The sequence below is a fragment of the Marinagarivorans sp. genome (genome assembly GCF_982758155.1).
Genome location: NZ_CEXWTU010000006.1, coordinates 19,827 through 32,522, shown reverse-complemented (window position 1 = coordinate 32,522; position 12,696 = coordinate 19,827). Strand labels below are relative to the sequence as shown.

Genomic DNA, 12,696 nt, shown 5'->3' with positions numbered 1-12,696 from the left:
CAAAACGCGCCTTCGATTGGAATAAATTCCACTAGTGACAGAGGTTAATCATCAAATGTGTACACATTGTGGAGAAATAACGAGGCATGCCCAATTTGTGAGCCTGCGCACAGACGCCGCTCACACATACCGTTGAATGCTTGCCTTGAAAAGAAAATTGCTTAGAGCAGACACTAAAGCCCCATCTACTCATACAATAATTGACGACAGTTCATGCCTTAGTCGTTGCTCAATCTTTGACTACACTTATGAGTAAGCTAACTATTGATACGTATACACCTAATGCCTTATGCCTTATGCCTTTATTACAAAATTGCGCGTACTGTTATTCCTTCTTACAGGAGTTGCTTTGCTTGGGTACCCCTTTGTTCCACTTAAACGGCTTAACCTGTTGACGGAAGATCGCATACAGGTTGACGTCTATAGTGATGCGAGTAAGGGGGGGAGTTCAAAAGTCGAATGGCTTGACCGAGCAGGTTACAACTACCGTTGTTTTATTGATGGCCCCAAAAGCGACAACTACTGCGGTATTTCCATTAAGTTTCACGATGGACAGTATCTCCCAGCGGGCATTAATTTAACGGGATATAGTGATATTGTTATTAATGTAAATTATAAGGGTGACGATAAAACATTAATTCTTTTTTATCGCAATGCCGATGAGCAGCTGCACGACTTTAGCAGCGTTCCGAAGCAACAATACATATATACATTTTTAGATAAAGGTGAGCTTGGTCAAACAATCACAGTGCCGCTAAATTCTTTCATTTTGGCCGATTGGTGGCTTTATCAAAATTATATACAACGGTCACAAATACACCGCGGTATCGATAATGTTGTGGAAATTGGTCTAAGTACTAACGGGGATGCAAGCAAGACCGAGTCAGTCTATACAATAAATCAACTATTTGCAGTGGGCCTGTGGGTTCATAAAGAGGACTTGTATTTTAGTATTTTGATACTGTGGTTGACTTTTGCATTGCTTGAGGGGGCTTTCAGAGTCTGGAGCTTGTGGAGAGAGAAGCGACGATACGCGCTCCACCTATCAGAAATGGAAGATAACCTGCGAACCTTAGAGTCCGATTTTAAAACTCTTGAAACCACATCAAGCAAAGACACTTTAACCGGCGTATACAATCGTGCGGGGTTGTACAAAGCGCTTTCCAGAACAACGACCTTTGACAAACAACAAGCGTATTTATATGTCTTAGATATAGACCACTTTAAACAAGTCAATGACGGCTATGGTCACGATGTCGGCGACGTTATACTTAAGGACTTTGCCATAAAGTTGGTAAATAACTTGCGAAATACAGACTTAATCGCCCGGTGGGGGGGAGAAGAGTTTGTTATCGTGGCGCACCACAACACTCAGGACGGGGCGATGATTATGGCGGAAAAATTGCGCTGCGTGATTTCAGATAAACCTATTGATACGGCCCCAAAGGATATTAACAACTCAATCGCATTAGCGATTACCACCAGTATTGGTGTAACGCAGATATTAGAGGGGGAGGAAATTGATAGCGCATTTAAGCGCGCAGATCAAGCCCTGTATCTCGCCAAGAACAAGGGACGTAATCGAGCAATCCTTTGCCCAATCCCTCATCATATTAATGAAAGGCTCAGCTAGCAGTCCTCCCATGCTAGCTGAGCCTTTTTTCCAATAAAGGGCGGCTAGCTACTAGGCGCGATTCAAATAGCCAGACTCTGCAAGCAAGCACTCACAACCCCAAATTCCAGCAACTTATTCCGTGTACGCCCATTAGGCTTTCCAAGGCTAGGTATTTAAGTTGGGGTTTAATAAATCGAAATGTTCATTCGTATCAAGTCGAAAGCGGTCTGCAATTGCTGTTCCGCTTAATCCCAACATACCACGTAGCGTCTCATGCACATGCTTTGGCTCTATATCTACGCCATTAGCATTATCGACTTTAAGCGTTGTTGGATTTATTTTTTGCTGTGCATGCCCTGCGGTAGTAGCTCCCACCACACGATTAGACCAAGCCTCCCCCATTTTCATCAACAAACTACTGCCAATAGGCCAATGATCTTTACCGCCCTGCGCATTGTAGTAAGGCTGTCGACCAAAATCACTGCTCACATATACTACTAAGCGATCAGCAATACCTGCCTGCTCCGCGTAATACCAAGCAGATGTAATGATATCGGTAAAAAGTCGAAACTGCCGACTGGCAATTGAGTCATGATTTGTGTGCGAGTCAAACTTTCCAAGCGCAATACTAGCCGAAACTCCAAGTCCACTGCGAAAACCTGACACCGCGAACTTCACGGCTTTTTCTTCCTCAGTCAAAGATGAGTCCGTGTCTTGCAGGCTTGTATGCACGTCACTTAATTGAGAAAACCCCGTGGTATCGGCCATTACGGCTGCATAATAGTCATCGATTTGACGCTGCTGCTTCGGCAACTGATATTGACTAAGCTTTAACGACTCAGCTTGCATTTCTCGCAATAGTTTAACGCTAATTAGATCTTCCTGAGGTAAAAAATCAGGTGAAGAAGCATTAGTCGCGACAGACAAATTAGTGTCCACTAAACTGAACGTACCTTTATTAATTAAGGTCGGAGCCACGATTCCAGCGGTTAAGATCGTCGAATTGGTCATGATGGGCATAGCAAGCCCTTGCCCATGCTCATAGGCATGCATTGCAGCTAGACCTGGTGCCGTACTTTTTTGTGACCCAGTGTAGTGATATAAACGACCAGCAGAGTGAGCATTCGTGCGTGCATTTATGCCATTAATAACTAATGTTTTTTTATGATGTGCTTTGAAAAAATTATCGTTATCCGCAATTGGCGCATAATTTATGTTCCCCGCTGAAAGCACATTTCCGGACGTTGCCCACGTATTCATCACTGGGTCATCTTTAGGGTCACAAAAACTCGTTGGGTCCCATGCGCCATCGGCAAATAGGTGTAAAAAGTATAAACCATTGTAATTTGATTGCGGCGCACCCCATAACTGCATTGAAGTCGCAGGTAATAATGATGCCGCTCCACTTAATCCCGCCACTTTGATAAAACGTCGTCGATTCATGATTACAGTCCTATTCGTAAAGGTAGTTATAGTTTGCCATCAACGCGACTAACATACCGCGCCATGCACCTAAACTATGGTTATTATCTGAAGCCCACTGCGCTCGTGATTTACCGTTCGAGTTATAATTACAGGTGGTATTTTTTTCATCTAGGAACTTTTCGCCACGTGCGGCTTTTTGCGTCACTAGCTTCTTAAACAAATCTACGTACTGTGTTACAAACGGTGAACTTGAGCTTGCAACAATACCTTGTGTGCGCTCAATTAAAACAACAACTTGTTGCGCGATAATGCCATCACTTAAAACTGTATCGCGCTCTATTTGAGTAAATAACAAGCGTTGATCTCTTGGTTTATTAAACTCTGACGCAACAATCGTGCAGCTATTTACAAGTGCATGCCTCTCTGCAACACGCAGCATCATGTGGTTAATGTCTCGCTGACGCGTGGGGGTACCGACAGAATCCATGCCGCCAAAAGATAACATTAGCTCATCGAGTAGTGTCGAATCTTTTACGCCGCTTATTGACAGTGTTTTATTGTACAGCTCCTCCGGTGTTAATAAGCGCTTCCCACCGGTATAGAACCCCACCTCAGAATTGCTCGGCGCGCTAGGATTTTCTTCCATGCCGCGAAACCAATCACTCATGAAAATATCAGCCAGAAGTGACTTGAAATTATAATTGCTCGCTCTAAACCTTTCCGACAGGGTTTTTAACGTAGCCGTTTTAGCGTCATACTTAACCTGATCGTTCTCATCCAGGTCTTCAATAAAATGCTCACCAAAAATTGCCGGCCACCAAAATTTAATAGTGCCTTCAGCAAAGCGCTTGTCTGCAACCATACTCTTGGCTAGCTCTTGCATAGAATCCTTAGCGGGGTCAAAAACCTTACCGTCAAAACCCGGCTTAAGCATAGTGGAATACCAAACATCCCCTTTTGTATAATCTGAAGTCTTCCTATAGTCATAATCTAGTGAGTTTAGCCCCCCAGGCCCAGCGCGGTAATAGCCACGATCACTGTAGCTCTGGAATGCGCCCGCAACTGGGTCCATTCGCTCATGGCACACGGTACATGCAGGATTCTTCAGGGTTGGATTATCTTTGTCCGCGAGTGCAGATGAATCGATTGTGCGCGCCGTTGAATTTTCAATATCTACACCCAAAAAGTGCATATAGGTCCATCTAGAGCGGGCCCGATTGCGGTTAGTTGCAGTGGTTGGATATTGAATTAAAAACGCTTGATCAGTTAATACACCAGCATGGGGCATAGCGCTTAACTCAACAGCCTTTGACCAATCACGCGCGGGATTGGCGTTTTCATAGGCGCCGGCCCAAGTGACGGATTGCCCTCGGTTAACAGCTGGTACAAAAGTCCCAGCGGCCGGTGAAAGGCCGGTTTTAAAGACAGTGGCCAACTCTTTGCTGACCATGGTGTAATTTGCCGTGAGCACTTCGGTATATGGCTTATTATTTTGAATGACATAAGAAAACAACTCCAGCGGTGCTTCAGCAACTTCATTATCAACACGGTAACCATAGGCCTCGTCCCAATCAATAATTCTGCCAGTGGCGTCTCGCTTCAACACAATCTTGTCATCGTATACTTTGTAATAGTCACGCATAGCCTGGAACAATGTACGGTTAATTAATTCACTGCGCACCAAAAGTTTATCGTTGGCACTTCGCTTAATGAATTCTTTGAACTCTTGCCCGTTCATCAGTTTTAGATAAGCGCTGCGTAAGGTTGAGTCGGTTGCGTTTTGTAAATTATCAAGCTCAACTCTTGATGGCACCTTACCCGTTAGCAGTAAACTTGCTCGACGAAAACTACTCTCGGGTGATTCCTTAACTACGTCAGTTAGTGGCGTGGTGTTTTGTAAATTCTCGCCGGTTAGCACCTCTAAATAATCCAATAGCAGCATATACTCAGGTTGCGTACTTACGAGCTGCTCCCCGCCACCATGCATATCTAGACCTTTTACTTTGTTAAGCACTTTTAATGGGGTTTCGTTGAGCGCGTAGATATCTAACGAGGCAAGGTTCGTGCTTTGTGCCAGTGAGTTATCGCCTTGAATGAATATCAGATTCGAATTTTTTGCCAAGCTAGTGTCACTGTGGCATAAGACACAGATTTTCTGGATAACCTGACTGTGGAGTTCGGCCCCACCAGTATTAGGCTGGCTTGGAATAGCATTAATATTTGGCAAGAAGTTTGTGCTTGTAGCGTTAGTGACTTGGCATACTTTTTTAATCGTTGGAGCAGGGTCCGTAAAAACACTATTTTTACAAACCACAGAGTCAGTAAATGTTGCTTCGCTCCAGTTTGGCTCTACCCCGTAGCGTACAATTTTAGTGCCAGGGAAATCGCATACGGCATTCTCTATGGCACAATCTACCCAGGCGATATCAGCCACTTGACATACCTTACCTTTGCCGGAGATAGGGTCACCAAACGTTGCATTACCGCACATTACAGTGCTGGTATAAACGCCCTCGGCCCAACTATCCCCCACACCGTACCTTACGCGCTTTGTCCCAGAAAAGTCACACACTTGCTTTTCTTTGGCGCAATCAACCCAACTAGACGCCGCATCATCTGTAAGCTCAAAGCGAAGCGCATCAAAATTTGTTTCCCCTGTCGTAAATGTAATTCGAATGGTATGAATGCCCTGCCCTAAAAACATTTCTACGGGAATGTCGCTGTAGATACTCCAGCCGTCCATAGGAACAGTGAGCGTCGCCCAAGGCGTTGCATCTAAGCTCAAATTAGCAATACGGTTTGCGTTAGCAGATGCTAGTGCTAGAAATAGGCGGTAGTTTCCGCTTTCAGGAATATTCACATCATATTCCAGCCACTCACCGGCATTCGTATAGCCTATATCGCACCGCCCTGGCGAACCAGGAGTAACGGCTACCATGTCAACCTCGACATCACCGCCGCACCCTCCTTCATTTTCTAAAGATACGTCAGAAAAGCGATCATAATTCTCTGATTCGACGATAATTACTTCAGCGCGACTTAAACTTGACGAAGAACTCTGCATCGAGATTGACGAAGAACTCTGCATCGAGATTGACGAAGAACTCTGCATCGAGATTGATGATACGCTCGAGGAACTAGTCTGTCCGCTATCGATACCACCGTTACATCCCGCCAAAGTTAAAGCTAAAGCCGCCACAATTGGTACGGGGAGCTTTGAAACTAAATATCTAAGATGGCTTGTATTTAAAGGCCTAAAAATCACCATATATAATCCTCTACAGATTTTACTATTATTAAAATTAGCTGCGGGTTTCAAGGAGGGCGTTGAAAAATGATCCAATATCTGCGCTCTCAATATTATTAGACGTCGTTTTCCTGCAATGCTCTTAGTCCAGATGAAGAAAGCGTCTAGTTACTGCTAAGCTAAATGCAGAATGTGCAGAGAATGTGGAGGCAATAGGTGAAAATTAAAATATGATACATGTGTCACACAATACTTATTTAATGCAGAGGGAAAACTTGTCTAGCCAATAAGTAAAAGGCGAATATAATTAAAAATAGGATGCGATAACAATACCGCTTATAACTGAAGGGGGGCGATAGGGTATCTTTGCAAATGCGTTCCTCCCTTGGTGGGGGCGCCATTGTTTTTTGCTCATCGACATTGCGCGACTGCAACGCCTAATAATAGGCTCCAGATCTGACTCACCTGAACTAAATCGGTTTCCGAGCGGTACTTTACGTAAGAGGGAAGTTTTCAGAAAACGTAGAAGCATATATCGGTCCTGACTTTTACAAATAAATCACCTTTTAGACGACCTCTTATTAGGGTGATAACTGGAGCGAATAGCCATTATGATTGTTATAAGAGTACTTAATGATAGCCATCTGTAAATTGGGCATGCGATTCACATTAGTCTTTTTTAATATTGTCTTTCGGGATATAACTACCCGTGCCAAATCGCACCAACCCCACATAAATGGATGCTTGATTCCCATAGTCTTTTTGCCATTGTTATTGCAGGCGGATACGCTTGGAAATCTGAGCGATGAAACTCCACATGTGCCGCAGTTGAAATTTGAGCATGTATTTGAGGCCTTTGCTGACGGCGCCAGCCCACATAATCACCTACCACTAATTATTCAGGATCATGACGGTATGATGTGGTTCGCCGGAGATAATCTCTATCGTTACGACGGCGCCCAGCTTTATCCATACACACTAGACCCAATGAGTATTTGCTCGAGTTTTACCACGGGCATGGCCGTTGATCACGACGGAGGCTTGTGGTTAGCCACAGAAAAAGGGGTATGCTTCTATCATAAGGATACTGACAGTTTTCGACCATTTAGCTTACCATCAGGACAAACGCTGTCTAGAAGCGCGGGCACCGTTAGCGTTAGCCCCAACAATGAAATATATATTGGTTTCAGCAGTGAGCTGGCGATAATTAACGCTTCGCGCACAGACATAAAACATATTAGCTCGCCACTTAAACCGCAGTATCATAATAGGCATAATGAATTTAGAAGCTTTTTTTTTGAGTCGGCCGATAGTGTTTGGATTGGCAGTCTAGCATCGGGGTTAATCCATTTTTCACCGTCGACGGAAACGTTTACACACTTCATGAATACACCTGAGCAACCCAACCTACTGCCTAGTAACGATGTTCGTGCAGTGGTAATTGATAAACATGGCGACCTGTGGTTCGGCATGCATCAAGGAGGTGTTAGTAAGCTCCTGCGCGATAGGAAGACATTTAAACACTACCTTGATAGCGACGATAGCTATCAACTAGGAAGTCCATATATTTGGTTTTTAAAAGTTGACTCAGCTGGCCAGCTATGGCTCACGTCTGATGGTGGAGGGCTTTTAGGCTATGATTATGACACAGATAGTTTCTTCTCTTATAAACACGATGCCAATAATCGAAATAGTATTTCTAGTAATAAGCCCTTAACGGTATATGAAGATAGCGCTAAAAACCTTTGGGTGAGCCTCTACCCTGAAGGCGTTGATTTAATTAACCGAAATGGTGCCGACGTGTACCAATTCTACGCAAACGATGATGACAAGCACAGCTTAAATGATAGCGGAATTTTGAGTATATTTAAGGACGCTAATCAAACTGTTTGGGTGGCTACGGAAAAAGGGCTAAATCGTTTTGATCAGGAAAAAAAACGTTTTGACAACTTCTCTGATGGAAGTCAGGAGTGGTCAGTGCCGCCGGTTCCCATTACCAACATCAATCAAGACCGTAACGGTCACCTATGGCTGAGTTCCTGGGGTAGTAGCCTATTTCGCGTAGACCTTAAGGCAAAAGTGGTGAGTCATTACAAACATGCAGAAAAGGCCGGCGAGACCGTGGATGCCATACGGTTTTGGCAAATACTCCCGGAGCCTGATCGGGTGCTTTTTGCAACAGAAGGTTTTCAGGGGATCCTAGAATATGATTTCGTGCTTAACAAATTTAACCGCATACAGTTAACAGACGGAAGTTACGCTTTTAACGAGACTCATCAGTACAGTCTATTGCGCGACTCAAAAGAAAATCTTTGGATTGGAACTATAGGCGGCCTATTTCGGCAGACGCCCAGCGCTGAAATTAGGCCGCTATCAGCGGAAAAGGTTTTAAATCAAACAATGATCTCCAGTTTTCGCATACGCAGTTTATTTGAAGATAAATCGGGTGGCATTTGGGTCGGAACCGAGGATCAAGGCGTCTTTCTGCACAACTCAAAAAATGAACAATTTCAGCACATAAGTAGAAAAAATGGATTGCCTTCCAATAGCGTCAGCCAAATACAACAGTCCCCTGATGGTGATATTTGGTTGTTTACCCTTAATGGGTTAGTGCGAATAGAGCACGAGACTCATAAACTTAAAATATTTAACAAGGCCCACGGCTTAGCAGGCAGTAATTTTAACCGCACTGCGAGCTTTATTGACGACGACGGCACTCTGTACGCCGGATCAGCAAAAGGGCTCAGCGTATTTAAGGTGAAGCAATTAAAAACAAAGATGCAGCACTTTCCCGTTCACATTACAGGCTTAAAACTATTCAATAAGACAATTACTACGGGGGATCACCCAGGATTACAGCATAATATAATCCAGACAGAATCGATCACTTTAGGTCACAAGGACGACGCCTTTACATTTAGTTTTGCTGGCTTAAGCTACCCCCTATCCCGCTGGAATCAATACGCCTATACATTAGAGGGGTATGATAAAGCTTGGAACTATATCGGTAAAAACCACTCGGCCACTTATACCAACATCCCCGCTGGGAAGTATGTTTTCCGCGTGAAAGCGCAGGACAAACACGGTAATTGGAGCGACCAGCAAGACAGTATGCAGATTATAATAACCCCCGCCCCATGGCTAACATGGTGGGCTTACTTAGGGTATCTCGCTTTAGGTGTATTGTTGTTGCAGTTTGCATTTCACTTACGCCTACAGCGCTTAAAATACCGCAAAGAAAAACTATTAAATACCGAAATTATTCGCCTTAATGCTGTGCGCGAAACATTGCGCCGCGATTTCATGGCCGACATTTCACACGAACTTCGTACACCGCTCTCAATACTAACGGGCGAAGTTGAAGCCGTACACGACGGAATCCGCCCTCTTACCATGGCTACAATTGAATCCATTCGGGGTGAAGTCACCATCATTAAAAAGATTGTAAATGATCTATACGATTTGGCATTATCAGACTCTGGTGTAATGCAGTGCAAGATGAAAAAAGTGGATCTCAGTGAAGTACTAGCCTTTGCTGTATCGCAAATGCATATCAAATTTGAGCAGAAATCGATCAAGCTTGATCTAGATATTACTGGTAAAGATCTATGGGTCAATGGCGACAGCCAGCGCTTACATCAATTATTTTTAAACCTGTTAGAAAATAGCTTTCGATACACCGATGATGCTGGAATGCTCTGCATTAAAGCGTCTAAAAATAATATGCATGTGATCGTTGAATTTTCAGACTCATCCCCTGGTGTAAACAATGCGATATTGCCTGAGATTTTTAAGCGTTTTTACACCGTAGACACCTCCCGCAACCGGGAGCATGGCGGTTCTGGATTAGGATTGTCCATCTGCAAAAATATCGCCATTATTCATGGCGCCACAATTACTGCAAAAGAATCCCCATTGGGCGGCATAAAAATCGATTTAGTGTTTCCGCATTACAGAGGTACCACACAGTGAATTCGAAAGGGCGGGAAGTTTTAATTATTGAAGATGAACCCAAAATAGCGGGTTTGATGATTGATTATTTGAACGCGAGTGATATAGCCACTCATTGGATTAGTGATGGTCATCAAGCGCTAGCCGTTTTTAATGAGCGGCAGCCAGCATTGGTTTTGTTGGATATACTCCTGCCAGGCGTCGATGGCTTTAATATTTGCAAACGCATTCGGCTAGAATCCAGCGTCCCTATCATAATGGTCACGGCTAAAGTCGAAGAAAACGACCGCCTGGAAGGTTTTGACTTAGGTGCGGATGATTATATTTGCAAACCGTTTAGTCCACGCGAATTAGTGTATCGCGTAAAAGCTATATTAAATCGGCTTCCGCCCAGTGATGTTCCGCCTTTAGTCGTAACACGTAACGCTTTAATTTTAAACGATAAAACTTTAAAGGCGACATACCACGCTATCGATTTAGATGTGACACCGGTCGAATTTAAATTACTCACAACCCTGCATGATCAAATGGGGCGAATATTCAGCCGCGATGAACTACTCGATCACGTTTACCCTGGGCATAGAGTCGTAAACGAAAGAACGATTGACAGCCATGTCAAAAATCTACGTAAGAAAATGAAAATTATTACACCGCACCTAGAGATAATTCAATCGGTTTATGGGGTGGGTTATAAAATGGAGATGGCGCCGGCGGAGGAAGCAAAATAATTCGTAACTATTCAGCCATGCACGAATAGGCCGGCAAACTGATCATTTTCTGGGCCGCTCAAGCCATCCATGGGCGCTATGCAAGCGTTCCTGACGCTTGAATGCCCAGAAACAATCAATTCGCCTTTTAAGTGAGCATGGTTTCGAGCCCACCTGAATAGATACAAATCTTTTAACAAAAAAGGGGCGCTAAAATAGCGCCCCTTTTTTATTCAACAGGTACTCTCAAGGTGTTGCATCCCAAACTTGTCCAGACCCAACGCCATTGTTACCGGGGTTAAATACTTCAACCGCCATAACCTGGTAAGTAGGATCATCACTCGCATCCAGGTTATTCATGTCCGGTAGTGCCCAACCAGTATCGGCCCAGGCTTTCACGTGATCTGCGAATATGATTTTATGATCAACGCCGAGCGCCTGTTGCTGAGCCGGCTTGCTCCAGTATTGGTAAAACGTAGACGTATTATTAATGGAGGGTTGTTGCCTGCGTGTTGACCGGTAAGTCGTGTATTCAATACCATTACTCACGAAGGTTTTACCGTAGGTACCGCTTTGGCTTGGATCAAAGGTCCAGCGCTGCAGAATGTAATACTCTACAAGATGCGCAGGGTCAGACTTAGGCATGTCTTTATCATAACCCCAACCGTATAACGTAATGTAACTTGCGCCGCTGTCATTATCAAAACGGTAACCGATAACGCGATCTTCATCGCCGTAATGCCAGCCTGGTCCGCCTACATAATTGTAACCACCGCCCTGCCATGCCACGTTAAAGTCACCATTAGTATCCATGGTTAACGATGTCGAGCCGCCATCTTTCCAATGTGTAAAGAAAAAGTCACCGATATGGCCGGTAGCGTGATTGGAGGTAATAACAGTTTCTGATGTGTATTTTTGGGTATAGGCCGAAAATTTACTTAAGTCGGTTGAGACCTCTGGAACAAAAGTCGTATCCAGCGCACCATCAGCGGAGTAAACAGCAAAGCCTGCAATAGTGGGATTCTCGACGCCTGCAATTAAAGCAATCGTTAAACTACCATCGTTAACAGCAACGTCAGCAAAGGTTTCGGTATAGCCATTGTCGTGCCCTACTTCAGAATAAAGGTCCAGATTACTAATAACGGTATTACCTTCAAGCTCCACACTAAAGCTACGCGAGCCAGCACTGTTTAGATAAGTTTCTGCAAAATGTAATTCTACGGTATAGCGCCCACTGGCTGTAACGGGAATCTCATAACTAAGCGCCCCATAGCGCTCAGTTTTATAAATATCCCCACCGCTTACGGCATCTTGCGTACTGTTAGTTGTACCACCAAGGGCATATTTATCGGCGTTAAATTGAACCCCGTCAAAAGTAATTGCAGCACCTCCCGCATTAATCGCCACTACAAGTGGTAAATCAATGACCGCTGCAACACTGGATGAGCTGGCCAATGGCAAAGATGAAGACGATAAAGCCACACTTGAACTTGAAGGCATCACTACCGAACTTGCCTCGCTGCTAGACACCACTGCAATACTTGAAACGGAAGATGTAGAGCCAGTGTCAGCCACACAGCCCGCCAACAACGCGACTGCAGCGATAGCAATACTGGCTTTAGCTGGAAGAACAAAAGGGAGCAATGGTTTTTGCATGGTATGTACCCTGACGAATAGATAGGTGAATAAATGAATAGTTGAATAAATGGATAACTGAATAATGTTGACTTCAAACCGTTGTTACCTAGCAG

The 12,696-nt window shown here is 44.2% G+C and carries 6 protein-coding genes; 3 read left to right on the top strand and 3 right to left on the bottom strand.

The genetic code is table 11. From position 1 onward, the window contains the following. Positions 1 to 349 precede the first annotated feature (349 nt). Positions 350 to 1,633, top strand: coding sequence for a GGDEF domain-containing protein (locus AC3A8L_RS01650; protein ID WP_487960474.1), 1,284 nt, complete (start codon positions 350 to 352; stop codon positions 1,631 to 1,633). Between the two features lie 147 nt (positions 1,634 to 1,780). Here the strand turns inward: AC3A8L_RS01650 and AC3A8L_RS01645 are convergent, their stop codons facing one another. Beyond that, the gene (locus AC3A8L_RS01645) at positions 1,781 to 3,058 is read right to left on the bottom strand and encodes a DUF1501 domain-containing protein (protein WP_487960473.1); all 1,278 of its coding nucleotides are present in this window, start codon (positions 3,056 to 3,058) and stop codon (positions 1,781 to 1,783) included. Between the two features lie 10 nt (positions 3,059 to 3,068). Further along, positions 3,069 to 6,308, bottom strand: a complete 3,240-nt coding sequence (locus AC3A8L_RS01640) for a carbohydrate-binding protein (protein WP_487960472.1) — start codon at positions 6,306 to 6,308, stop codon at positions 3,069 to 3,071. 612 nt (positions 6,309 to 6,920) lie between these two features. On the opposite strand from AC3A8L_RS01640, the gene AC3A8L_RS01635 reads away from it, so the two are divergent. After that, on the top strand, positions 6,921 to 10,259 hold the full coding sequence (locus AC3A8L_RS01635) for a two-component regulator propeller domain-containing protein (protein WP_487960471.1): 3,339 nt from the start codon (positions 6,921 to 6,923) through the stop codon (positions 10,257 to 10,259). Further along, positions 10,256 to 10,966, top strand: coding sequence for a response regulator (locus tag AC3A8L_RS01630; RefSeq protein ID WP_487960470.1), 711 nt, complete (start codon positions 10,256 to 10,258; stop codon positions 10,964 to 10,966). The genes AC3A8L_RS01635 and AC3A8L_RS01630 overlap by 4 nt, the downstream gene beginning before the upstream one ends. Before the next feature lie 225 nt (positions 10,967 to 11,191). Here the strand turns inward: AC3A8L_RS01630 and AC3A8L_RS01625 are convergent, their stop codons facing one another. After that, positions 11,192 to 12,601 (bottom strand): glycoside hydrolase family 11 protein, encoded by a 1,410-nt coding sequence (locus AC3A8L_RS01625; RefSeq protein ID WP_487960469.1) that lies wholly within the window; start codon positions 12,599 to 12,601, stop codon positions 11,192 to 11,194. Positions 12,602 to 12,696: the final 95 nt, after the last annotated feature.